The sequence below is a fragment of the Curtobacterium sp. NPDC089185 genome, from assembly GCF_040685235.1.
Lineage (GTDB): Bacteria > Actinomycetota > Actinomycetes > Actinomycetales > Microbacteriaceae > Curtobacterium > Curtobacterium citri.
Genome location: NZ_JBFBHK010000003.1, coordinates 301,518 through 325,480 on the forward strand (window position 1 = coordinate 301,518; position 23,963 = coordinate 325,480).

The 23,963-nt window shown below is 73.2% G+C and carries 28 protein-coding genes; 12 read left to right on the top strand and 16 right to left on the bottom strand.

Going from position 1 to position 23,963, the window contains the following annotated elements; genetic code table 11:
• Positions 1-32: 32 nt before the first annotated feature.
• On the bottom strand, positions 33-1,385 hold the full coding sequence (locus tag AB0N84_RS04985) for a hypothetical protein (RefSeq protein ID WP_363544138.1): 1,353 nt from the start codon (positions 1,383-1,385) through the stop codon (positions 33-35).
• Positions 1,386-1,496: 111 nt separating this feature from the next.
• On the opposite strand from AB0N84_RS04985, the gene AB0N84_RS04990 reads away from it, so the two are divergent.
• Complete coding sequence (locus AB0N84_RS04990; RefSeq protein ID WP_182048017.1) at positions 1,497-1,928, top strand: GNAT family N-acetyltransferase; 432 nt, start codon at positions 1,497-1,499, stop codon at positions 1,926-1,928.
• A 25-nt stretch (positions 1,929-1,953) separates the two neighbouring features.
• Here the strand turns inward: AB0N84_RS04990 and AB0N84_RS04995 are convergent, their stop codons facing one another.
• The 3 genes from AB0N84_RS04995 to AB0N84_RS05005 form a co-directional block, all read right to left on the bottom strand.
• Positions 1,954-2,496: an Lrp/AsnC family transcriptional regulator gene (locus tag AB0N84_RS04995; protein WP_363544141.1), complete on the bottom strand. Its 543-nt coding sequence runs from the start codon at positions 2,494-2,496 to the stop codon at positions 1,954-1,956.
• 61 nt (positions 2,497-2,557) lie between these two features.
• A complete protein-coding gene (locus AB0N84_RS05000) occupies positions 2,558-3,064 on the bottom strand; it encodes a hypothetical protein (RefSeq protein WP_363544143.1) in 507 nt (168 codons plus the stop codon).
• Positions 3,065-3,079: 15 nt separating this feature from the next.
• Positions 3,080-3,469, bottom strand: coding sequence for a DUF5997 family protein (locus AB0N84_RS05005; protein ID WP_182048020.1), 390 nt, complete (start codon positions 3,467-3,469; stop codon positions 3,080-3,082).
• 33 nt (positions 3,470-3,502) lie between these two features.
• Here AB0N84_RS05005 and AB0N84_RS05010 point away from each other — a divergent pair, with 33 nt between their 5' ends.
• Together AB0N84_RS05010 and AB0N84_RS05015 are read left to right on the top strand one after the other, a co-directional pair.
• Positions 3,503-4,282: a LysR family transcriptional regulator substrate-binding protein gene (locus AB0N84_RS05010; RefSeq protein WP_363544145.1), complete on the top strand. Its 780-nt coding sequence runs from the start codon at positions 3,503-3,505 to the stop codon at positions 4,280-4,282.
• Complete coding sequence (locus AB0N84_RS05015) at positions 4,279-4,752, top strand: GNAT family N-acetyltransferase (protein ID WP_363544147.1); 474 nt, start codon at positions 4,279-4,281, stop codon at positions 4,750-4,752. Before AB0N84_RS05010 ends, AB0N84_RS05015 begins: the two co-directional genes overlap by 4 nt.
• A gap of 61 nt (positions 4,753-4,813) precedes the next feature.
• Here the strand turns inward: AB0N84_RS05015 and AB0N84_RS05020 are convergent, their stop codons facing one another.
• Positions 4,814-5,428, bottom strand: a complete 615-nt coding sequence (locus AB0N84_RS05020; RefSeq protein WP_363544149.1) for a DNA-3-methyladenine glycosylase I — start codon at positions 5,426-5,428, stop codon at positions 4,814-4,816.
• Between the two features lie 33 nt (positions 5,429-5,461).
• Entirely contained in the window at positions 5,462-5,911 is a 450-nt protein-coding gene (locus AB0N84_RS05025) for a VOC family protein (protein ID WP_259346278.1), read from the bottom strand.
• 77 nt (positions 5,912-5,988) lie between these two features.
• Between AB0N84_RS05025 and AB0N84_RS05030 the strand changes: the two genes are divergently transcribed.
• Positions 5,989-6,522: a hypothetical protein gene (locus tag AB0N84_RS05030; RefSeq protein ID WP_182048024.1), complete on the top strand. Its 534-nt coding sequence runs from the start codon at positions 5,989-5,991 to the stop codon at positions 6,520-6,522.
• A gap of 234 nt (positions 6,523-6,756) precedes the next feature.
• On the opposite strand, the gene AB0N84_RS05035 is transcribed toward AB0N84_RS05030, so the two are convergent.
• Positions 6,757-7,083 carry a hypothetical protein gene (locus AB0N84_RS05035; RefSeq protein WP_069712085.1) on the bottom strand — a complete coding sequence of 109 codons (327 nt, stop codon included), beginning with the start codon at positions 7,081-7,083 and terminating at the stop codon, positions 6,757-6,759.
• A gap of 24 nt (positions 7,084-7,107) precedes the next feature.
• Positions 7,108-8,778 (bottom strand): sodium:solute symporter family protein, encoded by a 1,671-nt coding sequence (locus AB0N84_RS05040; RefSeq protein ID WP_363544152.1) that lies wholly within the window; start codon positions 8,776-8,778, stop codon positions 7,108-7,110.
• 135 nt (positions 8,779-8,913) lie between these two features.
• On the opposite strand from AB0N84_RS05040, the gene aroQ reads away from it, so the two are divergent.
• A complete protein-coding gene (gene aroQ / locus AB0N84_RS05045; RefSeq protein ID WP_069712083.1) occupies positions 8,914-9,399 on the top strand; it encodes a type II 3-dehydroquinate dehydratase in 486 nt (161 codons plus the stop codon).
• A 232-nt stretch (positions 9,400-9,631) separates the two neighbouring features.
• Here aroQ and AB0N84_RS05050 read toward each other — a convergent pair whose 3' ends face one another.
• On the bottom strand, positions 9,632-10,228 hold the full coding sequence (locus tag AB0N84_RS05050) for an NAD(P)H-dependent oxidoreductase (protein WP_182047786.1): 597 nt from the start codon (positions 10,226-10,228) through the stop codon (positions 9,632-9,634).
• An 87-nt stretch (positions 10,229-10,315) separates the two neighbouring features.
• Between AB0N84_RS05050 and AB0N84_RS05055 the strand changes: the two genes are divergently transcribed.
• Entirely contained in the window at positions 10,316-10,807 is a 492-nt protein-coding gene (locus tag AB0N84_RS05055) for an MSMEG_6728 family protein (RefSeq protein ID WP_182047784.1), read from the top strand.
• A gap of 203 nt (positions 10,808-11,010) precedes the next feature.
• Here the strand turns inward: AB0N84_RS05055 and AB0N84_RS05060 are convergent, their stop codons facing one another.
• The 6 genes from AB0N84_RS05060 to AB0N84_RS05085 form a co-directional block, all read right to left on the bottom strand.
• Entirely contained in the window at positions 11,011-11,283 is a 273-nt protein-coding gene (locus tag AB0N84_RS05060) for a hypothetical protein (protein WP_182047782.1), read from the bottom strand.
• Between the two features lie 69 nt (positions 11,284-11,352).
• Positions 11,353-12,522, bottom strand: a complete 1,170-nt coding sequence (locus tag AB0N84_RS05065) for a cysteine desulfurase family protein (RefSeq protein ID WP_182047780.1) — start codon at positions 12,520-12,522, stop codon at positions 11,353-11,355.
• Between the two features lie 7 nt (positions 12,523-12,529).
• Complete coding sequence (gene nadC / locus AB0N84_RS05070; RefSeq protein WP_363544156.1) at positions 12,530-13,462, bottom strand: carboxylating nicotinate-nucleotide diphosphorylase; 933 nt, start codon at positions 13,460-13,462, stop codon at positions 12,530-12,532.
• On the bottom strand, positions 13,459-15,132 hold the full coding sequence (locus AB0N84_RS05075; RefSeq protein ID WP_363544158.1) for an FAD-binding protein: 1,674 nt from the start codon (positions 15,130-15,132) through the stop codon (positions 13,459-13,461). The genes nadC and AB0N84_RS05075 overlap by 4 nt, the downstream gene beginning before the upstream one ends.
• A 7-nt stretch (positions 15,133-15,139) precedes the next feature.
• The gene (nadA, locus tag AB0N84_RS05080) at positions 15,140-16,411 is read right to left on the bottom strand and encodes a quinolinate synthase NadA (RefSeq protein WP_363544160.1); all 1,272 of its coding nucleotides are present in this window, start codon (positions 16,409-16,411) and stop codon (positions 15,140-15,142) included.
• A gap of 8 nt (positions 16,412-16,419) precedes the next feature.
• On the bottom strand, positions 16,420-17,157 hold the full coding sequence (locus AB0N84_RS05085; protein ID WP_182047774.1) for an NUDIX domain-containing protein: 738 nt from the start codon (positions 17,155-17,157) through the stop codon (positions 16,420-16,422).
• A gap of 130 nt (positions 17,158-17,287) precedes the next feature.
• On the opposite strand from AB0N84_RS05085, the gene AB0N84_RS05090 reads away from it, so the two are divergent.
• From AB0N84_RS05090 to AB0N84_RS05100, 3 genes are all read left to right on the top strand, one after another.
• Complete coding sequence (locus tag AB0N84_RS05090; protein ID WP_182047772.1) at positions 17,288-17,569, top strand: acylphosphatase; 282 nt, start codon at positions 17,288-17,290, stop codon at positions 17,567-17,569.
• 117 nt (positions 17,570-17,686) lie between these two features.
• Positions 17,687-19,171: an MDR family MFS transporter gene (locus AB0N84_RS05095; protein ID WP_289457281.1), complete on the top strand. Its 1,485-nt coding sequence runs from the start codon at positions 17,687-17,689 to the stop codon at positions 19,169-19,171.
• A 99-nt stretch (positions 19,172-19,270) separates the two neighbouring features.
• Positions 19,271-20,506 (top strand): FAD-binding protein, encoded by a 1,236-nt coding sequence (locus AB0N84_RS05100; RefSeq protein ID WP_363544163.1) that lies wholly within the window; start codon positions 19,271-19,273, stop codon positions 20,504-20,506.
• 24 nt (positions 20,507-20,530) lie between these two features.
• Here AB0N84_RS05100 and AB0N84_RS05105 read toward each other — a convergent pair whose 3' ends face one another.
• Positions 20,531-21,022, bottom strand: coding sequence for a 2'-5' RNA ligase family protein (locus tag AB0N84_RS05105; RefSeq protein ID WP_363544165.1), 492 nt, complete (start codon positions 21,020-21,022; stop codon positions 20,531-20,533).
• Positions 21,023-21,196: 174 nt separating this feature from the next.
• On the opposite strand from AB0N84_RS05105, the gene AB0N84_RS05110 reads away from it, so the two are divergent.
• The 3 genes from AB0N84_RS05110 (at position 21,197) to AB0N84_RS05120 (ending at position 23,852) form a co-directional block, all read left to right on the top strand.
• Entirely contained in the window at positions 21,197-22,147 is a 951-nt protein-coding gene (locus tag AB0N84_RS05110; protein WP_363544167.1) for a MetQ/NlpA family ABC transporter substrate-binding protein, read from the top strand.
• On the top strand, positions 22,147-23,187 hold the full coding sequence (locus AB0N84_RS05115; protein ID WP_069712073.1) for a methionine ABC transporter ATP-binding protein: 1,041 nt from the start codon (positions 22,147-22,149) through the stop codon (positions 23,185-23,187). The genes AB0N84_RS05110 and AB0N84_RS05115 overlap by 1 nt, the downstream gene beginning before the upstream one ends.
• Positions 23,188-23,252: 65 nt before the next feature.
• A complete protein-coding gene (locus AB0N84_RS05120; protein WP_083263845.1) occupies positions 23,253-23,852 on the top strand; it encodes an ABC transporter permease subunit in 600 nt (199 codons plus the stop codon).
• The last annotated feature ends 111 nt before the right edge of the window (positions 23,853-23,963 follow it).

The window sequence follows — 23,963 nt, forward strand, 5'->3', positions numbered from 1 at the left end:
CGTGCCTGCCGTGACGGACAGGCGCACCGACCTCAGTCAGGAGCGACGTCGTGGTCGCCGACGACCGACGCGGGGACCACGTCGTCGGCGAGGGTGCCGCGCGACCCCGCGGCGAGGGAGAACCGGACCACGGCGGTGCCGTCGACGCCGACGGGCGCAGCGCCCGCCGAGCCGGAGGACGACCCGCCGGCGGTGCCGGAGGCTTCGGGGCCGACCGGGAGGCCGTGGTGGCCGTCACCGTCCGCCGGCACGAGCAGGGCACGCCCGCCGAAGGTCGCCGCGGAGCCGGTGACGGCGCTCGCGGCCGGTGCCGCGACGACGGTCGCCACGCCGCCCGTCCGCACGGCGGTCGCACGTTCCTGCGGGGCTGCCGGGTGCGCCTCGGAGGAGGCGGCTCGCGGCAGCGCGACGTCGCCGGCAGCCGGACCGGTGGGTCCGGCAGGAGCTGCCACGGGTGGTGTCACCGGGCCGCCCACCGGGGTCGGGGCGACGTCGGGGACGCCGGTCGCGCCTCCCGGCAGGACGGGCGAGGGCGACCCGGGCAGGACCGGCGGCAGCGTCCCGGGCAGGACCGGCCCGACCGGGACGGGCAGGACCGCCTCGACGGGCGGCAGCACCTGCTCGACCGTGCCGGGGAGGTCGCCGACGGTGCCGCCGACACCGCCGACCACGTCGTCGACGAGGTCCGTCACCGGGGCGGTGACGGCACCGACCGTGTCGTCGCCGAGCAGGTCGCCGGTCACCGGCAGGGCGCCGACGACCTCGTCGACGGTCGCGATGACGCCGCTGACGGGCCGTCCGTCGGTGACCCCGCGGACGGCGTCGGTGACGGGACGGACCACGCCGGTGACGGCGTCGGTGAGCGGCCGGGAGGCACTGCCCCCGCCCGTCGCGCCGGTCCCCGTCGCGGGGACGGCCGGCTGCGTCGCGGTCGGCGCGTGGTCGACGGCGGGTGCCGGCGCGGGGACGGTCGGCGTGGCGTGCACGGGGGCCGGACGGACCGGGACGGTGTGCGACGGAGCCGGTGCCGCGGCTGGTGCGGGTGCTGGTGCGCTCGGAGCGTGGACCGCGACCGGCGGTGCGGCCGGTGCCGAGGCAGCCGGTGCCGGAGCCGGAGCGGGTGCCGGTGGTGCGACGACCCCGCGGACCGGTGCCACGGCCGACCCGAGGGTCGTCCCGACGCCGTCGGCCGCGCCCTGCACGGTGCCGCCGACGTCCTGCACGAGCCCGCCCACGAGCCCGCGGTGCTGGGCCGGGCCCTCCGCGGCGGACGCGGGACGGGCACCGAAGAGCAGCGACAGCAGCACGAGCGCAGCGGCGACCCCGACGCCGACGAAGGCGGTCCGGAGCAGCGCGCGCCAGGGGTCGCGCAACGGCTGGTCCATGCGCTCACCTCCTGATCTCGGCTGCGCACGTAGAGTGGTTGACCGGCACTGTACGCCGAACCCCACCGGACCGCACCCGGTCTCGGGAGGAACTCTCAGGAAAGGCCGGACGTGGTCTCGATCTTCAACGCCCCGACACGCAACCTCGACATCGTGACGCTGCACGAGATCCTCCGCCTGCGGCAGGACGTCTTCGTCGTCGAGCAGGAGTGCGCGTACGCGGACATCGACGGCCGCGACCTCGAGCCGGGCACGCTGCAGTTCTGGGCCGGTCAGGGCTCGGTCGACGCCACCCTGCGACTCCTGCGCGAGGAGGACGGCACCGAGCGCATCGGTCGCGTCGCCACCGCACGGCACGCCCGGTCGCAGGGCCTCGGCGCGCAGCTCATGGAGGCCGCGATCGCCGAGTCGCGCTCCGGGTCGATCGCGATCAACGCGCAGGCGCACCTCGAGCAGTGGTACGCCCGGTTCGGCTTCGTCCGGTCCGGCGACGACTTCCTCGAGGACGCCATCCCGCACGTGCCGATGACCCGCACGCGCTAGACGACCGGACGTGCGCGGGCGGCGCTCAGGCCCGCCAGCGCCGGAGCTCGTCGAACGACCGTCCCTGGTGCGCGCGGTCGGCGACGAGCCGTTCGAAGACGATGTTCGTCTGCGTCGTCGCGACGGCCGGGTCGCCGCTCAGCTCGTCGGCGACGAAGTCCCGCAGCTGCTCGGTCGACGTGCACGCGATGTGCACGAGGAAGTCCTTGTCGCCCGCCAGGAACGACACGTCCTGCACCACGGGGACCCGCAGCAGGCGCTTCGCGAAGTCACGCAGCTCGTGTCGCGCGGCCGCGTGCACCCGCACGGACACCATGGCCTCGATCGCGAAGCCGAGCTTCGCGACGTCGACGTCCGCCCGGTACCCGCGGATGAGCCCGGCGTCCTCGAGCGCCCGGACCCGCGTCAGGCACGTGGAGGGCGCGACCCCGACCGCGGCCGCCAGGCGGTTGTTCGGCATGCGGGCGTCGGCCGCGAGCGTCCAGAGGATGCGCTCGTCGACCTCGTCGAGGCGCGGCGCGGCGGGCCGTGGCACGGCATCAGGGCGGCGGACGGGACGATCGGACACGTCCCGACGGTACCGCGGGACGTGGCTGCGCGGGACGCCGCTGCAAGGGACGCCGCTCCCGCTACATCGCCAGCGTCATGCCGATCACCGCGACGGTCATGGCGAACACCTCGCCGCTCCGGACGGCGCGACGGTCCTCGCGTCCCCACTCGTGGCGCAGCAGCCACCCGCTGAACGCGCAGTACCCGACCACCCCGGCGCCGAGCACCGCCGAGAGCGCGATCCCGTGCCCGGCGTGACCGTCGGTCAGCCCGGTGGCGTGCCCCATCAGGAGCATGCCCGCCATCACGACCGACGACAGCGCACGGTGGACGTCCATCGGCTCGGCACGGCGCCCGTCCGCACGTCGACGACGCACGACCGGCAGCGGGGCCAGCAGGAGGAGCACCGCGGCGGCGAGCAGGGTCCAGGACGCCCCGGCGTCCACGACCGGCATGAGCATCGCCACGAGCATCACCGCGGCGGGGACGATGACGCCGGGACGGGGACGGTAGCGGTCACCGACGATGCAGCACACCGAGGCGAACTGCGGCACGACGAGCATCGCGTCGGCGACGGTCTCGTGCACGGTGGTCCCGCTCGGTCAGTCCTGGGCGCGAGCGGCGGCCTTGTCGGCTCGCTGCTGCTTCACGCGGGCGTTCTCGCTGTGCACCTCGGCCTGGGTGGCGCGCTCGCGGACGAGCCACTCGGGCATCTCCTGCAGCAGCGCCTTGATCTCCGCGGTCGTCAGCGGCTCGTCGACCCCGGCGCGGGTGAGGCCCGAGATGGAGATGCCGAGCTTCTGCGCGACGACGGGACGGGGGTGCGGTCCCTCGCGGCGGAGCTCCTCGAGCCATGCCGGCGGCTCGGTGCGGAGCTCGTCGAAGGCCGTCCGCGTGACGGGGCCCTCGCGGAACGACTCCGGGGCGGCCGCCAGCAGGATGCCGAGCTTCTTCGCAGCCGTCTCGGCCTTCATCGTCTGTTCCTGCGCCATGGGTACCAGGGTACGGCCCCTACACTCGGTTGCATGACCGCGGCCCTCACCATCGCCTTCGTCCCGGGGGTCTCCCCCGCGAAGTGGGTCCGGGTCTGGCGGGACCGCTTCCCGGACACCACCCTCGGCCTGCTCCCGATCGGTCCGGACGAGGTCGACGAGGCCCTGACCGGGGAGGCCGACATGGCCTTCGCGCGGATGCCCGTCGGCGCGCACCTCAACAGCATCCCGCTCTGGACCGAGACCGCGGTCGTCGCGATGCCGAAGGACTCCCCCCTCGCCGACGCCGAGACGGTCACCGACGCCGACCTGGCAACGGTGCACGTCGTCGACGCCGGCCCCGTCCCCGCGGACGTCCCCGCCGCACTCGACCTGGTCGAGGCGAACGTCGGCGTCGTGGTGCTCCCCCAATCGCTCTTCCGCGCCGCGAGCCGCAAGGACCTGGTCGCCCGCCCGCTGCAGGGCTCGGCCGGCACGCGGGTCGCGCTGGTCTGGCGGGACACCGACGCCTCCGACACGACGGAGGAGTTCATCGGCGTGGTGCGCGGGCGGACCGCGAACAGCTCGCGGGCAGCCCAGGACCGGCCGGGAGGCCCGTCCCGCGCCGACGACGACGGCGCACGCGGGCAGCGTGCCGGTTCCGGCGCCGGTGCCGGCCGCGCGACCGGCGCCGGCGGCAAGGCCACCGCGAAGCAGGCGTCCGGTGGCAAGGCCGGCGGCAAGGGCGCGCGCAAGCCCCGCGGCTCCGGCCGTCCCGGCACGCAGCGACTCGGCAACGGCAAGCCGAAGCGCGGCTCAAAGGGCAACCGGTGACCGGCACTCGGCTCGTCCCGATGCCGGCCGAGCGGGTCCCCGCCTGGCTCGACCGGACGATGACCGAGTACGTCGCCTCGCGGATGCGGTCCGGCGAGAGCCGCACGCGGGCCGAGGCCAATGCCCAGGGGTCCCGCGACCGCTGGTTCCCGGGTGGCGCTCCCCTGCCGGACCACTTCGTCTGGGACGTGCTCGACGACGACGACGCGGTCGTCGGGTACCTGTGGATCGGCCCGTTCTCGGCCGAGGCCGCCACGGAGTGGTGGGTGTTCGACGTCGAGATCGACGCCGCCCACCGCCGGAACGGACACGCCCGACGAGCGCTCGAGGCCGGACAGCGGGTCGCTCGCGAGCACGGCGCGACGAGCATCGGGCTCAACGTGTTCGGCTACAACACGGGCGCGCAGGACCTGTACGAGCAGCTCGGCTACCGCGTCACCTCGACGCAGATGCAGCTGCCGCTGACCTGATCGCGCGAGGCACCCGGACCGCCTCCGGGCACCCCGACCGCCTCCGGGCATCCGGACCGCGTCAGTGCCAGACGCCGGAGGTGCCGCGCCGGTGACTGCCGACGAGGTGCGTGTCGACGATCCCCAGCGCCTCCATGAGCGCGTGCATCGTCGTCGGCCCCACGAAGGCGAACCCCCGCGCGCGGAGTGCCTTCGAGAGCGCCGTCGACGCGTCGCTCGTGGTCGGCACCTCGGCGGCCGTGCGGGGTGCGGGTGTGGCATCGGGCCGGAACGACCACACGAGGTCGGCCAGACCGCCGTCCGCGCGGAGCGCCACCGTCGCCGCCGCGTTCGTGATCGTCGCGCGGATCTTCGCCCGGTTCCGGACGATGCCGGCGTCGCCCAGCAGGCGCTCGACGTCGTGCCCGTCGAACCGCGCCACGACGTCCGGGTCGAAGTCGGCGAAGGCCGCGCGGAACGCCGGGCGCTTCGCGAGGATCGTGCGCCAGGACAGGCCGGACTGGAACGCCTCGAGGGAGAGCCGTTCGAACACGCCCCGTTCGTCGTGGACGGGCATGCCCCACTCGGTGTCGTAGTAGTCGCGGAGCATCGGGTCGGCCGCCGCCCAGACGGGGCGCGCGAGTCCGTCGGGCCCGGTCACCAGGTCGGACGGGGCGGTCGCGGGGTCGGTGCTCACCGCTCCATCCTGGCGGTGACCGCCGACGCGGCGCTACTCGTCCTCCGTGCCGCCCTGGCCCGCCGCTCCGCCCATCGCCTGCTGGTCCATCCAGACGTACTCCCACCGGTGGCCGTCCGGGTCGGTGAAGCTGCGCTGGTACATGACCCCGAGGTCGACCTCCGGCCGGTCCTCGTCCCCGCCGTTCATCACGGCCGCGTCGACGATGCGGTGCACCTCGTCCTTCGACGCGGCGCTCAGCGAGTTGATGACCTCGATCGTGCCCGGGTCGGCGATGGCCTTGTCGGTGAACTCCTGGAACTTCGCATGGGTGAGGAGCATCACGTACACCGTGTCGCTCACGACCATGCACGCGGCGGTCTCGTCGGTGAACTCGGGGTTCGTCGCGTAGCCGAGCGCCTCGTAGAAGGCGACGGCCCGGTCGAGGTCGGCAACGGGCAGGTTGATGAACACCATCTGGTCCACGGTGGTTCCCTTCGTCACCACCAACCTGGCCCTGCAGTGCCCGGTGTGCAACTGTTCGGGCTCGCTCGGGGACTGGAATGTCGTACGCTACCGGGATGCTCCACGCGTTCGTCGACGAGTCGGAACCGGGCGGCGGCCTCGATCACACCACCTACGTCCTCGCCGCCGTCCTCCTGCTGCACGAAGCGCTCGACGATGCTCGCCGTGACGTCGAGACGGCCCGACCGCCGCGGATGCGCAAGTTGCACTGGTACGAGGCCCTCACCACGCAGCGGATCTCGTGGCTCGACCTCCTCCGCCACGCCGTGGAGGTCCTGGTCATCCGGTACGACGGCGCTCCCGCCCATCCCGAGCGACGACGGCGTCGGTGCCTCGAGCGGCTCGTCCACGAACTCGACGTCCGCGGGGTCACCGAACTGGTCCTCGAATCGCGCGGCCCGCAGCTGGATCGGAACGATCGGAAGGTGTTCGATGCGTTCCGCACCCGTGGTCTCGGTCGCTCGGTCCGTCACGGACATCGCCGAGGGATCGACGAACCCCTCCTGGCGCTCGCGGACGTCGTCTGCGGCGCGCACGCGACCGGCACGACGGGCACCGGACACGACTTCCGGGAGATCACCGTCAGCTGAGGCCTGCAAGCCGAGCGTGCCAGCGGGGCGAACGAGGCCGGACAGCGCAGACCCCCGGACAGCGCAGATCCCCGGGCCCCGCGCTGGCTGCAGGTAATCCGGGGATCACTTCCGACGGAGAACACTCCGCCGACATGTCAATGCTACTGACGGTCAGCCGCGGCCGTCAACCCACACCGCGGCGGACGTGAGGCGCGCTGCGGACCCGCACCGCGCCTCCCGTCCGACCTGCTGTCAGGCGGGGTCGCGCCCCTCGCCGGCGGCGCGCTGATCGGCTTCGGCCTCGGCCTGGCCGATGATGTCCTCCGCCGGTACCGGGTTCAGCCGGTCCCAGAGGAAGAACAGCAGGCCGCCGACGAGCAGCGACAGTCCCACCCACAGGTTGATGTGGATGCCGCCGGTCTTCTGCGGGTCAGTGTCCCAGTGGACGATGCCGACGATGGTGGTGATGACGCCGTAGAGCACGAACAGGCCGCCGAGGATGCGGCGCAGGTCGAGTCGTCGGGTGGAGCGGACGAGGGCTGCCTGCTCCTCGGTCAGCGCGGTGGTGTTCTCACGCACGGTGGTTCTCCTTCGGGTCCGGGCCTAGAGGAACGGCAGGTAGAGGGCGACGCACAGCACCAGGGCGACGGTGCCGAGCAGGGCGGGCGAGCGGTACCAGGCGGTGTCGGTCGCGACGGCCCCGGCGGTCATGTCGATCTTGCCGACGCCGTAGACCAGACCGCCGAGCTCCGACACGTCCTTCGGCTTGGTCGCGAGCGAGACGAGGACCCCGACGACGAGCACCGTGACGAACGAGATGATCGCGCCGTACATCGTCTCGGCGGTCGCCGTCGAGAAGAGCGACGGGTTCACCAGGTACGCGATCCAGGTGATGGTCGGCGTCACGATGCCGAGCACGTAGCCCCACAGTGCGCCCTGCGTGGTCATCCGCTTCCAGAGCAGGCCGAGGATGAATACGCCGAAGAGCGGCGCGTTGAAGAACGAGAACAGGGTCTGCATGTAGGTCATGATGTTGCCGGCCTGTGCGGCGAGGAACGCCGTGCCGATGCCGATCACCACGCCGACGACGGTGACCCAGCGGCCGGTCGTCAGGTAGTGCACGTCGGGCATGTTCGGCTTGATGTAGCGCTGCCAGATGTCGTACGTGAAGACGGTGTTGAACGAGGACACGTTCGCCGCCATGCCCGCCATGAACGAGGCGAGGAGGCCCGTCACGGCGATGCCGAGCACACCGGTCGGCAGGTACATCTGGATGAGCTTCGGGATGGCGTCGTTGTAGGTCAGCTCCCCCGAGGCGAACTGGTTGCCGACGACCGCCGCGGCGATGAGGCCGGGGATGACGACGATGAACGGGATGAACAGCTTCGGGATCGCGGCGATGAGCGGCGTCCGTCGGGCGGCGGACATGTTCTTCGCCGAGAACGCCCGCTGCACCTCGGTGAAGTTCGTCGTCCAGTAGCCGAAGGACAGCACGAAGCCGAGGCCGAGCACGATGGCGAGCCAGTTCGCGCCGATCGGGTTCGTGACGTCGCCGATGCCGGTGCCGGCCCAGGTCTGCAGGTGCTGCACGCCCTGGGTCTCCTTGATCGCCTCGGTGAGGCCACCCCAGCCGCCGACGCGGTGCAGGCCGACGATCGTCAGCGGCACGAGGCCCGCGATGATCACGAAGAACTGCATGACCTCGTTGTAGATCGCGCTCGAGAGCCCGCCGAGGGTGATGTAGGCGAGCACGAAGGCCGCCGACACGAGGATGGCGAGCCACTCCGGCCAGCCGAGCATCGCCTCGATGACGATCGCCATGGCGTAGAGGTTGATGCCCGCGATGAGCACGTTCGACACTGCGAACGCGATCGCGTTCACCAGGTGCGGCGCCTTGCCGAAGCGGCGGAGCATGAACTCCGGCACCGAGCGCACCTTCGACCCGTAGTAGAACGGCATCATCACGAGGCCGAGGAACACCATCGCCGGCACGGCGCCGATGAGGTAGTAGTGCAGCGTCGCCATGCCGATCTGCGCGCCGTTGGCGGCCATGCCGAGGATCTCGGTCGCGCCGAGGTTCGCGGACACGAACGCCAGGCCCGTGATCCAGGCGGGCATCGACCTGCCGGACAGGAAGAAGTCCATGCTCGTGCGCACCTGGCGCCTGGCCGTGAACCCGATGCCGATGACCACCGCGAAGTACACGATGATCATCAGGTAGTCGACCCAGCCCAGTTCGAGCCGGATCCCGTTGGTCGCCGCAGCGAGAACCATGCGATCTCCACATCAGTGTGTTGCAGTCGGCAACTGCGCCGACCCGGACGGAGACGTTACACGCGATGTGACCGTTCACACACCTCGGCCGTCGCCCGCCGTCCCGCGTCCGGCGCGCTCGGTAGGCTCTCCCCCATGAGCGAGCCGGCCACCGACACCACGACACGCCCGCGGCGGATCCTCGTCCTGAACGGGCCGAACCTCGACGTCCTCGGGCGGCGCGATCCCGCGCAGTACGGCACCGTGACGCTCGCCGAGCTCGAGGCGATCGTGCACACCGAGGCGGCGGTGCACGAGCTCGAGGCCGACTTCCGCCAGACCAACCGCGAGGGCGAGCTCGTCGAGTGGCTGCACGAGGCGCTCGACCACTTCGCCGGCGTCGTGATCAACCCGGCGGCCTACGCCCACACCTCGGTGGCGCTGCACGACGCGGTCGAGGCCCTCGACGTCCCCGTCGTCGAGGTGCACCTGTCGAACACGTGGAAGCGCGAGCCGTTCCGGCACGTCGACCACGTGGCGACGGCCGCGACGGCCGTGATCGTCGGCGCGGGCGCCGACGGCTACCGCCTGGCGGTCGCGCACGTGGCGTCGCTCGTCAGCACGGACGCGCAGCCGGAGTGAGCCGCGCCGGACGGGAGGCGCGTGGCGGCCCCGCCACGCGCCTCCCGTCCGCCGCCGCGCAGCGGCCGGCCCGCGTGCCGTGAGCGGGCACGATCCGTCACGCTCGACGCCCGTCGGCGACGGGAACCGACCGCACCGCGACCGACCGGCGGCGTGTCCTGCCCGCTCGCGCAGGCGGGCCGGTGGCGAACGGCTGGTGGCGTCCGGCCCCCGGGCGGCGAGGAGTCGGCGGCTAGAAGTCGGCGGGGCGGCGCACGTCGTCGGCGCCGACCGCCGCGAAGCCCCCGCGCACGATCGGCAGCGCGCGACGCACGGCCTGGTCGATCCGCAGCTCGAGGTCGACGCTCGTGATGTCGTAGCCGCCCTCGTGCTTGGTGAAGTCCCGCTCGTTGCCGAACACGCCGAGCGGCAGCGTCGTCGACTGGAAGAAGCCGAACAAGGGACGCATCTGGTGCTCGACGAGCAGCGCGTGCCGGTCGCTGCCGCCCGTCGCGGTCAGGAGCACCGGGGTGTCGACGAGGTCGTACTGCCCCACCCAGTCGAAGAAGAGCTTGAACGCGCCGGAGTACGCGGCGCGGAACGCGGGGCTGCCGACGACCAGGACGTCCGCCGCCTCGACCGCCTCGAGCGCGCGACGGGTGCGCTCGGACATCGCCTCACGCGACCAGGCGGCACCGAGGTCGGCGAGCAGCGGTCCGATCTCCACGGTCTCGGTGCGGGCGTCCGGCAGGTCCTCCGCCAGCCGCGCCACGGTCGCCGCCACGAGGGTCGACGTCCGCGAGGGGTCCGAGGGGCTGCCGCTGACTCCGACGACGCGTGCTCCGATCATGCGTCCGATGCTCACACGGCGATCGGGAGCGTGCCCGGGTGTGACGACTTGTGTCGCGTGCCAGCGGCCGCGGGTAGCGTCCGGGAGATGCAGACCTTCCTGCCGTACGCCGACTTCCGCGCCTCCGCCGAGGTGCTCGACGACAAGCGGTTGGGGAAGCAACGCGTCGAGACGCTGCAGGTGATGCGCGCCCTGACCCTGCCGGGCTACGGGTGGCAGCACCACCCCGTGACCGCGATGTGGCGCGGCTACCGGCCGGCGCTCATGGCGTACCAGGACGCGACCTGCCGGGTCTGGCTCGAGCGCGGCCACGTCGACACCTGCCTGGAGAAGACGCTGCTCGACCTCGGGCGCATCCCGGAGGACCTGGCGGCGTACGAACGTGGCGACTACGCCGTGCCGCCGTGGAACGCCGACCCGGCCGTGCACCGGTCGCACCGGTCGAAGCTCGTGCAGAAGGCACCGGAGCACTACCGGCCGCTGTTCCCGGACGTGCCCGACGACCTCGACTACCTCTGGCCGGGGACGCCCGTGCCGCCGTCGGGTGCGTCCGCGGCACCGCGGCCCGTCGTGGACTGACAGGGGGGTGCGGCGCCGGTCAGGGTCCGGCGCAGCGTCCACGACGGGCGCGGCGTCCGCGACGGGGCGCGACGACAGGGGAACGTCGCGCCCCGCGCGCCGGACGCGGTCAGGGGAACCGCGTCCGGTCAGCAGCACCGTGGGCCCCTCGGGGGTCGGGGCCGTCCGGTGCTGGTCTCGGGTGTCCTACCTTCGGGGGTGTCCTACCCTCGGGGGTGTCCGGTGTCCCCTCGGTAGCGGTCCGACTCGATCGGCGCGGCCATCGGCCGTCGGGGCGCCGTCGGTCGGAGCATCGGGAGCAGTGCGCTGGCGACGGTCGCGAGCGCGCCGACGGCCGCGACGACCCCCAGCGGAGCGGCGCCGAGGTCGTGCTGCGCAGCGAGGGCGAGCGCGACGACGGTCGCGGGTGCCGGCAGGAGCTGGACCACCCGGAAGTGGTCCTCCTGCCCGGTCCGGGTCACGATCACGTCTGCCATGTCCCCATCCTTGCGGACACGACTTGTCGGCAGAAGGGGGGACACGCCCCCAACTGTGGAGTAGAACGTCTAGTACGCCCCGCCGAGCGCTCGGACGGTGTGGACCGCGTCCGCGACCGCGGCGACGACGACCGGGACGTCGTCGTCCGTGAGCTCCGCGTCGAACGTGAGCCGGAGCGCGGTGCGCGCGGTCTCGTCGTCGAGGCCGATCGCCGTGAGGACGTGGGACGCCTCCGCGCTGCCGGCGGCGCAGGCGCTCCCCGACGAGGAGACGACGTCGCGCTGTTCGAGTTCGAGCAGCACGGTCTCGCCGTTCACCGCCGCCGGACCCCCGGGCACCCCCGGGAAGCAGAACGACGCGTGTCCGGGCAGCCGCCGTACGGGCGAGCCGGTGAGCACCGCGCCCGGGACGGTCCCGGTGACCCCGTCGACGATCGCGTCCCGGGTGGCCGTCGCGCGGGCGGACGCCGTGTCGCGCTCGGTCGCCGCGAGCGTCACCGCGGTCGCGAGGGCGACGGCACCCGCGACGTCCTCGGTGCCGGACCGCCTCCCCCGTTCCTGTCCGCCGCCGTGCAGGAGCGGCTCGAGCGGGACCCCGCCGCGGAGCGCGAGCACGCCCGTGCCCTTCGGGGCCCCGAGCTTGTGCCCCGAGAACGAGAGCGCGTCGACGCCGAGCCGGTCGAGCCCGATCGGCAGCCACGGGGCGCTCTGCACGGCGTCGGTGTGGAAGCGGGCGCCGACGTCGTGCGCCACGGCGGCGAGCGCGGGGAGGTCCTGCACGGTCCCGATCTCGTTGTCGGCGTGCGCGATCGACACGAGGGTGGTGTCGGCACGGAGTGCGGCCGCCAGCACCGCCGGCGCGACGAGTCCGTCGCGGTCGACCGGTAGGACCGTGACGCTGAAGCCGTGGTACCGCTCGAGGTACCGGCAGCTCTCGAGCACCGCCTCGTGCTCGATCGCGCTCGTGACGACGTGTCGGCCACGGGGTGCGGCGAGGGCGATGCCCTTCACGGCGGTGTTCGCGCCCTCGGTGCCGCCGGTGGTGAAGACGACCTCGCCGGGACGGCAGCCGAGGAACGCCGCGACCGCGGCCCGGGCGTCGGCGAGCCCGCGTGCCGCGGCGTCGCCCACGCCGTGGGTCGACGACGGGTTGCCGAACACCCCGGTCAGGTACGGCCACGCCGCCTCGAGCACCTCGCGGCGCACCGGCGTGGTAGCGGCACGGTCCAGGTAGAACACGTGCGGGTCAGGCGGGGTCGACGGGGGCAGCGGCGTCCACCCGGACGTCGAGCCCGAGGTCGAGCGCCCGTGCCGAGTGCGTCAGCGCCCCGACGGAGACGACGTCGACGCCGGTCCGGGCGATGCGCCCCACGGTCTCGAGCGACACCCCGCCCGAGGCCTCGACGAGCGCCCGCCCGGCCACGAGCCGCACGCCCTCGACCAGCTGCTCCGGCGTGAAGTTGTCGAGCATGATCGTGTCGACGCCGGCGGCGACCACTGCCTCGACCTGGTCGAGCCGGTCGACCTCGACCTCGAGGTGCACCGTGTGCCCGAGTCGACGTCGAGCCTCGGTGATCGCGTCGCCGATCGCCGTCCCGCCTGCGAGCAGGACCGCCAGGTGGTTGTCCTTGGCGAGAACCGCGTCGGACAGCGAGTTCCGGTGGTTGTGCCCGCCGCCGCACCGCACCGCGTAGCGCTCCAGGGCGCGGAGCCCCGGCGTGGTCTTCCGGGTGTCGGCGATGCGCACGCCCGTGCCGGCCACGGCGTCGACGTGGCGCGCGGTCACGGTCGCGATCCCGGACAGTCGCTGGACGAGGTTGAGCGCCACCCGTTCCGCGCGGAGCACGGAGCGCGCCGAGCCGTGCACCGTCGCCAGGACCTGACCTGCGGCGAACGCCGTGCCGTCGGCGACGTGCAGCTCCGTCCGGACCGTCGGGTCGACGGCCTGGACGACCGCCGCGAACACCCCGCCGCCGGACAGCACGCCGGGCTCCCGTGCCGCGAGCACCGCGGTCGCGGTGGCATCGGCCGGGATGAGCGTCTCGCTGGTGACGTCACCCCAGGGCGCGTCCTCCTCGAGCGCCGTCTCGATGACCCGGCGCAGGGCGTGCGGCGGGACGGTCCCGGGGTCGGTGGTGGTGACGGTCGCCGAGACGGTGTCGGGTGCGGTGCTGGTCATGCGGGGACTCCCTGCGGGGTGGTCGTGGTGGTGGCGGCCCGTCGCGCCCGCCCGCCCGGGCGCTGCGCCCGGACCCAGGCGGTGCTGACCGGCGCCGACGGTTCGGTGTCGGGGTGGTCGGTGCGGGCGTGCGCCCCGCGCGACTCGGTTCGTGCCTCGGCGGCCAGGGCGGTGAGCCGCGCCAGGTCGAGCAGCGCCCGGTCCTCGTGGTCGCGGACGGTGCGCGGAGCGGGCGTGACGAGCGCCTCGAGCGCGCGTCGCGCGGCCGCCAGTCCCGCGGCGTCACGGAGCAGGCCGACCCGCTCCGTCATCTCGGTCTGGACCACCCGGCGGACGTCGGTGTCGTCGGTGCCGCGCGCCGCGCCTCCCGGCAGACGGTGTGCCGGACGGGAGGCACGGGGCACGCCCGCCCCGTCCGTCGCGTCGACCTGCACCCGCTGCACGGGCAGCGCCGCGTCACCGCGCAGGCGCAGGCGGGCCGGACGCGGTGCGCCGAGCGCGTCCGCCGCTCGGACGCCGAAGACCAGTCCCTCGAGCAGGGAGTTCGACGCGAGCCGGTTGGCGCCGTGGACGCCGGTGCACGCGGCCTCCCCGACGGCGAGGAGCCCGGGCAGGCTCGTCCGTCCCTCGGCGTCGGTCACGATCCCGCCCATGGCGTAGTGCGCGGCGGGTGCGACCGGGACGCCCTCCCGCGTCCAGTCCCAGCCCGCTTCGCGGACGGCGCGTGTGAGGCCCGGGAAGCGCGCGACCAGGTGGTCGGCGTCGATCCCGGTGGCGTCGAGGAGCACGGGCGCGCCGCCCTGGTCGCGCACGGCGGCCGCGATCCCGCGGGCGACGACGTCCCGCGGGGCGAGCTCGGCGTCGGGGTGCACCGCGGTCATGAACCGTCGGCCGCTCGCGTCGCGGAGCACGGCACCCTCGCCGCGGACCGCCTCGGACACGAGCCCACCGCCCGGCACCGCGAGGCGCGTCGGGTGGAACTGCACGAACTCGAGGTCCGCGACGAGCGCACCGGCACGCCAGGCCGCGGCCGTGCCGTCCCCGGTCGCGACGAGCGGGTTGGTCGTCTCGCGGTACAGGTGCCCTGCTCCCCCGGACGCCACCACGACGGCGTCGGCGGCGATGCGCTGCAGCTCGCCGAACAGGTCGAGGACGTCGACCCCGACGACCGCTCCGTCGCGGACGACCAGGTCGGTCAGGCACGTGCGCTCGAGGACGGTGACGTGCTGCCGGTGGAGCGCGGCGACGAGCGTCCGTTCGATCGCGGCCCCGGTGGCGTCGCCGTCGGCGTGCACGACGCGCCAGCGCCCGTGCGCCGCCTCGCGCCCGCGGGCCAGGTCGTCGCCGTGGCGGTCCAGGCTCGCGGGGTCGTCCGTGCGGTCGAACGGCACGCCGAGGGACAGCAGGTCGCGGACCCGCGCCGGACCGTCGGCGCACAGGACGTCGACCGCGCGCCGGTCCGCCGAGGCTGCGGCCGCGACGTGCGTGTCCGCGGCGTGCAGCGCGACCGAGTCGTCGGCCCCGAGGGCCACGGCGACCCCGCCCTGCGCGTACCGGGTCGCACCGTCCGCGAGCAGGCCCTTCGTCACCACGGTGACGTCGTGGCGGACGCTCGCGCGGATCGCGGCGGTGAGCCCGGCGATGCCGGACCCGACGATGACGACGTGCACGGTGGCCCTAGCCGCGCGGCTTCGCGGCGAGCATGCGTTCGAGCGCCACCCGGGCGTCCGCCTGCACGTCGGCCGGCACGACGATCTCGTTGAGGACCTCGCCCCGCACGAGCCCCTCGAGCACCCAGGCGAGGTAGCCCGGGTGGATGCGGTACATCGTCGAGCACGGGCACACGACGGGGTCGAGGCAGAAGATCGTGTGCTGCGGGAACTCGGCGGCGAGCCGGTTCACCATGTTGACCTCGGTGCCGATCGCGAAGGTCGTCGGCTCGGTGGCCGCGGCGACGGTCTTCCGGATCAGGTCGGTGCTGCCGGCGACGTCCGCCGCGTCGACGACGGCCATCGGGCACTCCGGGTGCACGACGACCCGGACGCCCGGGTGCTCGCGCCGCGCCTGCTCGATCTGGTCGACGGTGAAGCGGCGGTGGACCGAGCAGAAGCCGTGCCAGAGGATCACCTGCGCGTCGAGCAGCCCGGCGGCCTCGTTCCCACCCCCGGGCAGGCGCGGGTTCCACATCGGCATCCGGTCGGTGCTGATCCCCATGGCCTTGGCGGTGTTCCGGCCGAGGTGCTGGTCGGGGAAGAAGAGGACCCGCTGGCCCCGCTCGAACGCCCACTCGAGCACGGTGGCCGCGTTCGACGACGTGCACACGATCCCGCCGTTGCGACCGCAGAAGGCCTTGAGGTCGGCGGCGGAGTTCATGTACGTCACCGGGACGACGGGGACGCGACCGTCGGCGTCGGGTTCCGTGCCGTAGAGCGCGGTGAGCTCGGCCCACGCGGCCTCGACGCTGTCGATGTCGGCCATGTCGGCCATCGAGCAGCCCGCGGCGAGGTTCGGCAGCACGACCCGCTGGTCGTCGCGCGCGAGGATGTCGGCCGTCTCCGCCATGAAGTGGACGCCGCAGAACACGATGGTCTCGGCGTCGGGCTTCGTCAGGGCCGCGTTCGCGAGCTGGAAGGAGTCGCCGAGGAAGTCGGCGTGCCGCACCACCTCGTCGCGCTGGTAGAAGTGCCCGAGCACGACGACCCGGTCGCCGAGCGTCGCCTTCGCCCGCTCGATCCGCTCGTGCAGCTCCTCGTCGCTCGCCCGGCGGTACTCGTCGGGGATGACGCCCTGGCGGGGCGCGGTGGTCGGGATGACGTCGGACATCGACGAGCCCGGGCCGTAGCCGGGCCGGGCGTCGACGTCCCAGGTCGGCATCGCGAGGTCGGGCGTGCAGGTGCTGCCGGCGGCCCGGCCGTTCGAGATGCGGTCGATGGTGGTCGCGATGGACACGGTGGTTCCTATCGGGTCGGGGAACCCGCGGGGAGCGGGGTCGTCAGCGGACCGTTGTCGGCGTACGCCAGGTCGGGGTTCGAGCGGTAGAGCCGTGCGGGTCGGTGCCGACCGCCGCTCGTCGTCTCGTCGGTGGGCAGCACGGCGTCGCCCTGAGCGACCTGCCGCCGGAAGTTCGCCGGGTCGAGCGTTCGCCCGAGCACCGCCTCGTACACGCCGCGGAGCTCGGCCAGGGTGAAGCGGTCGCCGAGGAACGCCTGGGCGATCCGCGAGTACGACACCTTGTTGCGCAGGCGCCAGAGGGCGTACGCGACGATGCGGTCGTGGTCGAAGGCGAGGGGCGGGTGCTCGTCGGCGAGGAACCAGCGCACGTTCCAGTCGTCGGGCACGGAGTCGGCCTCGTCCGGGTGCACGAGGGCCCAGTAGACGACGGACACGACGCGCGACGGCGACCGGTCGACGTCGCCGAAGGCGTAGAGCTGCTCGAGGTAGCGCGGCTGGACGTTCGTGGTCTCCCGGAGGCGTGCCGCCGCGCTGTCCTCGAGGCCCTCGTCCGGTCGCACCCAGCCGCCCGGGAGCGCCCACGACCCGTCGAACGGCTCCGCGACGCGGCGCACGAGCGGCATCCAGAGCGCGGGCTCGCCGGTGTCGGGGTGCGGGCGGAGGGCGACGATCACGGTGGACACAGCGACGCGGATCCCGGCGGTGGCGCCGTCGTCGGTGTGCGCGTCGGCGGTGGTCGTCATGCGGAGCTCGTCCCGTGTTCAGGTCATGCTGACCCGAAGTCTTCGGGTTGCTGCGACACTATCACCGGTTTCACGAGGACGAAACAGGACGGCAAACTCCGGGGACAGCAGCACGCCTAGCATCGGCGACATGACGACGGTGACGAGGGTGCACGCCGTGGTGTCGGGATCGGTCCAGGGGGTCGGGTTCCGGTACTGGACGGCCCGGAAGGCGGACGGGCTCGAGCTCGTCGGCTACGCGAGGAACCTGTTCGACGGGACGGTCGAGGTCGAGGCGGAGGGTCCGTCCGAGGCGGTCGACGCCCTCATGGCGTTCCTCCGCACCGGGCCGCCGTCCGCCGAGGTCACCGACGTCGCCCTGCGGAGCGTCGTCCCGCACGGGGACGGCGACGGGTTCGCGATCCTGCGCTGACGGGCGTTCACGAACCCGACACCCGGAAGCGGAATACTCGCATCCGTTCAGGTGGTTGCCCTGTCTGCGCCACGCGCGCCCCTCGTCAGCTGCACCCCGATCCACCAGGAGCCCCGCATGACCCAGGCCGTCGATTCCGCACCCCGCACGGGGAGCGTCTCGCAGCCCTCCGCCGGCGAGACCCGACTCGTGATCGGGCTGCTGCTCGTCTCGGCGTTCGTCGTCATCCTCAACGAGACGATCATGGGTGTGGCCCTGCCGCGCCTGATGGAGGACCTCGGCATCTCGGCCGCCACCGGCCAGTGGCTCACGACGGGCTTCCTGCTGACGATGGCGGTCGTCATCCCCGTGACCGGCTTCCTGCTGCAGCGCTTCAGCACGCGGCAGGTCTTCATCGCGGCCATGGCCCTCTTCTCGGCCGGCACGCTCGTCGCGCTCCTGGCCCCCGGGTTCGGCATGCTCCTGGTCGGCCGGATCGTGCAGGCCAGCGGCACCGCGATCATGATGCCGCTCCTCATGACGACCGTGCTCAACCTCGTCGAGCCCGCCCACCGCGGCCGCATCATGGGCAACATCTCGATCGTCATCTCGGTGGCGCCGGCCATCGGTCCGACGATCTCCGGCCTGATCCTCAACGCGTTCTCGTGGCGGTGGCTGTTCGGCTTCGTCCTGCCGATCGCCGTCGCGGCGCTGCTGCTCGGTGCCCTGAAGGTCCGCAACGTCACGACGCCGCGGCGCGCGCCGCTCGACGTCCTGTCCGTCGTGCTGTCCGCCGTCGCGTTCGGCGGGATCGTCTTCGGCCTGTCCAGCTTCGGCGAGGCCGGGTCGACCGGGCCGCTCGTGCCGGTCCTGGCGCTCGTCGTCGGCTTCGCCGCGCTGGCGGTCTTCGTCCTGCGCCAGACGCGCCTGCAGCGCACCGACAGCGCCCTGCTCGACCTCCGCACCTTCCGCACCAAGGGCTTCACGGTGCCGATCGTGGCGATGGGCCTGAGCTTCATGGCGATGTTCGGCACGCTCATCCTGCTGCCGATCTACCTCGAGCGCGTCCTCGGGCTCGAGGTCCTGCAGGTCGGGCTCCTGCTGCTGCCGGGCGGTCTGATCATGGGGCTGCTCTCCCCCGTCGTCGGCCGGATCTACGACCGCCGCGGCCCGCGGGTCCTGCTCGTCCCGGGCTCGATCATCATCAGCGCGGTGCTCTGGGCACTCTCCACCGTCGGCACGGACACGAGCGTGTGGTTCGTCCTCGGTGCCCACGTCGTGCTGAGCATCGGCCTCGCGCTGACCTTCACGCCGCTGTTCACCGCCGCGCTCGGCGGCCTGCCGCCCCGCCTGTACTCGCACGGCAGCGCGGTGCTCGGCACCACCCAGCAGCTCGCCGGCGCGGCCGGGACCGCGCTGTTCGTCACACTCCTCACCGTCGGTGCGGCGACGGCCGGAGCGGACGCCGACGCGGCCGGGGTCACGGCGGCGACAGCCTCCGGCGTGCAGACCGCGTTCCTGGTGGGCGCCGTCATCTCGCTGTTCGGCATCCTGACCTCGTCGCTGGTGCGCCGCCCGGCGACGCCCGAGGGCGCGCCCGCCGGCGCTCCCGCGATGCACTGAGACCACGAGCAGGGCTGCGCACCGGCACAGCCCGACCACGCGCGGCCCACGGTGCCCCGTCGTCGACGACGTGGCATCGTGGGCCGCATGCGGTCGACGATGCCTGAGCTGAACTGGTCCGGTACGGTCACCTACTCGGCGGAACGGGTCGTACGACCGCGCACCGTCGACGAGGCCGCGGAGCTCGTCGCGCGATCCCGCAGGGTGCACGGCCTCGGCACCCGGCACTCGTTCAACGACGTCGCCGACACCACCGGCGTGCTGCTCGACCTGACCGGCATCCCCACCGACCTCGTGGTCGACACCGCCGCCGGCACCGCGACGATGGGCGCCGGCACCCGGTACGGCGTCGTCGCGCCCGACCTGGACGCCGCCGGGGTCGCCCTGCACAACACGGGTTCGCTCCCGCACATCTCGATCGGCGGCGCGATCGCCACCGGGACGCACGGTTCCGGCACGCGGCTCGGGTCGCTCAGCACGGCGGTGCGGTCCCTCGAGGTGCTCGGGGGCGACGGTGAGCGACGCTCGGTCGCGCGCGGCGACGAGGGCTTCGACGGTGCCGTCCTGCACCTCGGGCTGCTCGGCATCGTCACCCGCGTCGAGGTGGACGTCGAACCCGCCTACCGGATGCGCCAGGACACCTACGGCCCGATCCCCTGGGACCGCTTCGTCGCGAACGTCGCCGACGTGCACGCCGCCGCCTACTCGGTCTGCTCGTACACCGTCTTCGGGGACGAGGTCAGCGAGGTCCTGCTGAAGTCCCGCGTCCCCGACGGCGCCGAGGACGTCGCCGTCCCCGACGCCCTGCTCGGCGCACCCCGGTTGCCCGGGCGCCCCGCGGACGGACACCACACCGCACGGGACGGCTCGGTGGGCCCCTGGTGGGACCGGCTGCCGCACTTCCCCATCGACTCGGTGCCGAGCGTCGGGTCCGAGGTGCAGAGCGAGCACTTCGTCCCCCTGCGGCACGCGGCCGCGGCGCTCGAAGCCGTCCGCGGGCTCGCCGACCGGATCCAGCCGCACCTGCACGTCTCGGAGCTCCGGACGATGGCCGCGGACCCGGCGTGGCTCAGCCCGACGCAGGGCGAGGACGTGCTGTGCATCGCGTTCACGTGGAAGAAGCACCCGGACGCGGTCGCGGCGCTGCTGCCCGACCTGGAGGCACGGCTCGCCCCGTTCGGCGGGCGCCCGCACTGGGGCAAGATGAGCTCGCTCGACGCCGACGCGGTCGAGGCGCTCTGGCCGCGGCTGCCGGACTTCCGCCGGCTCGTCGCGGCGGCCGACCCGGACCGGACGTTCGCGTCCGCGTTCGGCGAGCGGGTCCTGCGGACCTGAGCCGGGCCTCCCGGCCGACGCCGCTCACGCGACGGGGGTGACGGTCTTCGTCTCCCCGTCCCAGTGGCGCACCCCGCCGACCGCCAGGGTCTCCGGCAGCGGTGCGGACCGGAGCGCGGCGACCGCCGCGGGCAGGTCGACGTCGCGCACCCGCCGCGCGAACGTGAGGTGCGGCGACCACGCGCCGGGCAGGGACGTCTCGACCGCGCCCGGCGCACCGCGGTGCACCGCGGCGTGGAACGCGGCGAGCGCCGGGTCGACGACCACCGCGCGCACGAGCACCGACCGGTCCGGGCCGGCAGGGAACAGCAGCACGCCGCCGAGCCGCAGGGTCGTCGGGACCGGCACGTCGAACCCCTCGGGCACGGGCAGGTCGTTCCCGGCCGCGAGGGTCACGTGCGGACTGTTCGTCCCGGAACGCCCGAGGCTCGGCAGGTCCGCCGCGGTGAGGGCCTGCCACGCGGCGCGCACGGCGTCGTCGGAGTCGGGGTCGAGGACGAGTTCGATGCTGCGCACGGTCCGAGTCAACCAAGCCGTGCTGCGTCCGGACCTTCCCCGTCAGCGGCTGTGGAGAACCCGCCGTGATGTAACACGGCGGAACGGACTCGTCGCCCGGGGCCGACGCCCGACACACTCGATGACAGGCCGCGGACCACCGCGACCCCACAGCACGGCCCACGAGGAGCACCCATGTCCGCAGCACCCGTCCTGCCCCAGAAGCCGAAGGGCAAGCGCCCCGTCGGCTGGATCATCGCCGCGACGGTGGTCGTCGTGGCGATCGTCGTCGCCGTCGTCGTGGCCGCCGTCCGCTCGGGCGGGTCCGGTGGGAGCGCCGCCGGCAGTGGCACGCAGGAGACCGTGACGATCGGGGTCGCCGACAAGTCGCTCGGCTACTGGAGCACGTACACGAAGCTGGCGAAGGACGAGCTCGGCGTCACGGTGAAGCTCACGAACTTCTCCGACTACTCGCTGCCGAACCCGGCGCTCAAGGACGGCCAGCTGGACATCAACCAGTTCCAGCACATCCAGTACCTCGCGGACTACAACGTCACCTCGGACGACGACCTGCAGCCGATCGGCTCGACGGCCGTCTACCCGCTGCCGCTCTACGCAACCGACTACAAGGAGCCGAGCGAGCTGCCGGCGAACGCGAAGGTCGCGATCCCGAACGACTCGATCAACCAGGCCCGCGCGCTGCTCATCCTGCAGTCCGCGAAGCTCCTCGAGCTCAAGGACGGTGGCAACGCCTTCTCGACCACGACCGACATCGAGTCGTCGAAGGTCGACGTCCAGCCGCTCGACGCGTCGCAGACCGCGAACGCCCTGCAGCAGGGCTCCGTCGCCGCCGCCGTGGTGAACAACAACTTCGCCACCGCTGCGAAGCTGCCGACGAGCGACATCATCTTCCAGGACGACCCCGCCAGCGCGAGCGCCGCCCCCTACGTCAACGTCTTCGCCGTGCGGAACGCCGACAAGGACAACGAGACCTACCTGAAGCTCGCCGAGCTGTTCCAGGACAGCGCCGTGCAGCAGGCCTTCAAGAAGGACCTGCCCGAGGCGGTCGCCCGCGACGAGAGCGCCACGAAGCTCCAGAGCGAGCTCGCCGAGGTCGAGCAGGACGCGAAGGCGGCCAAGCAGTAGTGCCGGTCCTCGTCGAACTCCGCGGCGTCTCGAAGCACTACCGCCGCGCCGACACCGGCGAGACCGTGGTGGCCGTCGAGGACGTCTCCCTGGACGTGCACCAGGGAGAGGTCCTCGGCGTCATCGGGTACTCCGGTGCCGGCAAGTCCACGCTCGTCCGGCTCGTCAACGCCCTCGAGCTGCCCACCTCGGGCAGCGTCACCGTCGGCGGCCAGGAGCTCACCGCGATCCCCGAGCGGGACCGTCGGCTCGCCCGCCGAAAGATCGGCATGATCTTCCAGCAGTTCAACCTCTTCCGGTCGCGCACGATCGCGGGCAACGTCGCGTACCCGCTCAAGGTCGCGGGCGTCGGCAAGGAGGAGCGCGACCGTCGCGTGGCCGAGCTCCTGGACTTCGTCGGTCTGCTCGACCGTGCGTACGCCTACCCGGAGCAGCTGTCCGGCGGCCAGAAGCAGCGCGTCGGCATCGCCCGCGCGCTCGCGTCGAACCCCGAGCTGCTGCTCGCCGACGAGGCGACGAGTGCCCTCGACCCGGACACCACGTCCGAGGTCCTCGCGCTCCTCCGCCGCGTCAACCGGGAGCTCGGCGTCACGATCATCGTCATCACGCACGAGATGGACGCGGTCCGGCAGATCGCCGACCGGGTCGCCGTGATGGAGCAGGGCCGCGTCGTCGAGGTCGGTGACGTCTACGACGTCTTCGCCAACCCGGGGACGGGCGCCTCGCAGCGGTTCGTCCGGACCGCCCTGCACGACCGCCCCTCCGCCGAGCAGCTCGCGCGGCTGCGCGAGCACCACCACGGGCGGCTCGTCACGGTGCAGATCACCGACGAGGTCGGGCTGCAGAACCGGATCGACGCCGCCTTCCGCGCGGCCGGCGTCAGCGCCGAGCTCGTCTTCGGCGGGGTCGGCGAGATCCGCGAGCGGCGCATCGGCTCGCTCACCTACGAGTTGACCGCCGACGACCCGGCGGCGGTGGACCGGGCGATCGGAGCCCTGCGCGACGGACGGGTGACCGTCGACGAGGAGGTGGCGGCGTGAACGGCTTCCAGAGCGTGATCGACACGTCCGACGTGTTCTTCGCCGCGATCCGCGACACCCTCGTGATGACGCTGGTGTCCCTCGTGTTCGCGGGCGTCATCGGGCTCGCCCTCGGGCTCGTCCTGTACGCGACCCGTCCGGGCAACCTGCTCGGCAACCGCGCGGTGTACACGATCGTCAACGTCCTCGTGAACATCGTCCGGCCGATCCCGTTCGTGATCTTCCTGGCCGCGATCGCGCCGCTGTCGCGCGTCGCCGTGCAGACCACGATCGGCGTGCCCGCGGTGACCTTCGCGATCTCGCTCGCGGCGTCGTTCGCGGTGTCGCGGATCGTCGAGCAGAACCTGCTCGCGGTCGACCCCGGCGTGGTCGAGGCCGCGCGGGCATCCGGTGCGCACCCGGTGTCGATCCTGCTGACGGTGCTCATCCCCGAGGGCGTGGGGCCGCTCATCCTCGGCTACACGTTCATCTTCGTGGGCATCGTCGACATGACCGCGCAGGGGGCGCTCATCGGCGGCGGCGGGCTCGGCGAGTACGCGATCGTGTACGGCTCGCAGCGGTACGACTGGTGGATCGTCTACGTGTCGGTGGCGGCGATCGTGGTGATCGTGCAGCTCGGGCAGTTCGTCGGGAACCGGCTGGCGCGGGCGACGCTGCGCCGCTGACGCGACGCGATCGGGCGACGGACGGGAGGCGCGGTGCCGGCGGGCCCCCCCCCCCCCCGCCCGCGGCGGGGGGGGGGGGGGGGTGCAGGCCGGGGGCCCGTTTGCGGTTGG

What these genes read in the sequence shown, in the direction of transcription:
- AB0N84_RS05030 (WP_182048024.1), top strand. Translation starts at nt 5,989, where the DNA reads ATGCTCCACGCGTTCGTCGACGAGTCGGAACCGGGCGGCGGCCTCGAT.
- AB0N84_RS05085 (WP_182047774.1), bottom strand. Translation starts at nt 17,157, where the DNA reads ATGACGACCACCGCCGACGCGCACACCGACGACGGCGCCACCGCCGGG.
- nadC (WP_363544156.1), bottom strand. Translation starts at nt 13,462, where the DNA reads ATGACCAGCACCGCACCCGACACCGTCTCGGCGACCGTCACCACCACC.
- AB0N84_RS05040 (WP_363544152.1), bottom strand. Translation starts at nt 8,778, where the DNA reads ATGGTTCTCGCTGCGGCGACCAACGGGATCCGGCTCGAACTGGGCTGG.
- AB0N84_RS05095 (WP_289457281.1), top strand. Translation starts at nt 17,687, where the DNA reads ATGACCCAGGCCGTCGATTCCGCACCCCGCACGGGGAGCGTCTCGCAG.
- AB0N84_RS04985 (WP_363544138.1), bottom strand. Translation starts at nt 1,385, where the DNA reads ATGGACCAGCCGTTGCGCGACCCCTGGCGCGCGCTGCTCCGGACCGCC.
- AB0N84_RS05110 (WP_363544167.1), top strand. Translation starts at nt 21,197, where the DNA reads ATGTCCGCAGCACCCGTCCTGCCCCAGAAGCCGAAGGGCAAGCGCCCC.
- AB0N84_RS05060 (WP_182047782.1), bottom strand. Translation starts at nt 11,283, where the DNA reads ATGGCAGACGTGATCGTGACCCGGACCGGGCAGGAGGACCACTTCCGG.
- AB0N84_RS05050 (WP_182047786.1), bottom strand. Translation starts at nt 10,228, where the DNA reads ATGATCGGAGCACGCGTCGTCGGAGTCAGCGGCAGCCCCTCGGACCCC.
- AB0N84_RS05010 (WP_363544145.1), top strand. Translation starts at nt 3,503, where the DNA reads ATGACCGCGGCCCTCACCATCGCCTTCGTCCCGGGGGTCTCCCCCGCG.
- AB0N84_RS05120 (WP_083263845.1), top strand. Translation starts at nt 23,253, where the DNA reads ATGACGCTGGTGTCCCTCGTGTTCGCGGGCGTCATCGGGCTCGCCCTC.
- AB0N84_RS05055 (WP_182047784.1), top strand. Translation starts at nt 10,316, where the DNA reads ATGCAGACCTTCCTGCCGTACGCCGACTTCCGCGCCTCCGCCGAGGTG.
- AB0N84_RS05090 (WP_182047772.1), top strand. Translation starts at nt 17,288, where the DNA reads ATGACGACGGTGACGAGGGTGCACGCCGTGGTGTCGGGATCGGTCCAG.
- AB0N84_RS05005 (WP_182048020.1), bottom strand. Translation starts at nt 3,469, where the DNA reads ATGGCGCAGGAACAGACGATGAAGGCCGAGACGGCTGCGAAGAAGCTC.
- aroQ (WP_069712083.1), top strand. Translation starts at nt 8,914, where the DNA reads ATGAGCGAGCCGGCCACCGACACCACGACACGCCCGCGGCGGATCCTC.
- AB0N84_RS05100 (WP_363544163.1), top strand. Translation starts at nt 19,271, where the DNA reads ATGCCTGAGCTGAACTGGTCCGGTACGGTCACCTACTCGGCGGAACGG.